General features: G+C 69.7%; 2 protein-coding genes. One reads left to right on the top strand and one right to left on the bottom strand.

All coding sequences use genetic code 11. The annotated features are described in order from the left end of the window. Window positions 1-611 (bottom strand): phosphatase PAP2 family protein (locus QN350_RS19650; protein ID WP_323517191.1); only part of this gene is annotated, 611 nt, incomplete at its 3' end. A 267-nt stretch (window positions 612-878) separates the two neighbouring features. Here QN350_RS19650 and QN350_RS19655 point away from each other — a divergent pair. Further along, a partial coding sequence (locus QN350_RS19655) for a hypothetical protein (protein WP_323517194.1) occupies window positions 879-1,071 on the top strand: 193 nt, incomplete at its 3' end.

Below are 1,071 nucleotides of genomic sequence, written 5' to 3' on the forward strand. Positions count from 1 at the left end.
GACGCACCCCACCCTCCGAGCGCGATGCCGCCCGCGCAGCCCCAGACGGCGACGACCAGGAGCCCGGCGATGACGTCGCTCGGCCGGTGCCAGCCGTTCGCGAGCGTCGACACTCCCGCGACGGCCGCGAATGCCGAGCCGAGCAGGGCGGCCAGCCAGCGGGTCCGCGGGCTCGAGACGAGGAACACGGCGAGGGCGGATGCCGCTGCGACCGTCGTGTGCCCGGACGGGAACGAATTGCCGGCGTAGCCGTCGACTCTGAGATCGGGACGGGTCAACAGCATGTCCTTGAGGACCTGGGTCGTGACGACGGCGCCGAAGGCGACGACGATGGCCACGACGAGCGTACGGAGATCGCGGCGCACGGCCGTGATGATCCCGGTGATGACGGCGCCGGCCACGACCGACACGGTCGGAACCTGGTCGAGCACCTGCTGGGTCACGACCGTGACACTGCGCCTGCCGAAGATCGAGCCGTCGTAGGCGAGCTGGTCCATGGTCTGGCCGTGCAGGGTCCGCACAAAGAAGAGGTACAGCGCGACGAAGACGGCCGACGCGATGATCGCGCCGCCGAGGTATCGCAGGAATCCTGTTGTCGAAAGGGAGCGCACACTCCAGCTTCGCATGCCCGGCTGGACAGACCGTGGGCGCGGCCGCAGACACGCGGCACACGACCGGGACATGACCGGCACACAACCACGCAGCCGGCAAGGCAAAGGACCCCGGGGCCGAACGCCGCCGAGGTCCTTCTGAGCAGAATTCAACTGCTGTGATGTAGAAGGTACACCGTGCCGGGCCGGCCGCCCTACCAGCGCGGCACCGGCCGCCGCGACGCGCTACCCCTTGACGCAGCGCGCACGCGGCGTACGGTGACTGGCATGTTTGCTGCACATCACGGTCGGCACGTCGCCGACAAAGACCACCCAGCGCGCACGAGCAAGTCCCCGGCGAAGGGACCGGCCGACGTGGAGGGCTTCAGCGGGCTCGAGGGAGACTTCGAAGAGGAGCGCCGCCGGGCAACGAACGCCGCAGGCCGGCCCACCGAACCCTACGAACAGGACACCGTCACCC

This window comes from Cryobacterium sp. 10I5 (assembly GCF_035019865.1).
Lineage (GTDB): Bacteria > Actinomycetota > Actinomycetes > Actinomycetales > Microbacteriaceae > Cryobacterium > Cryobacterium breve_A.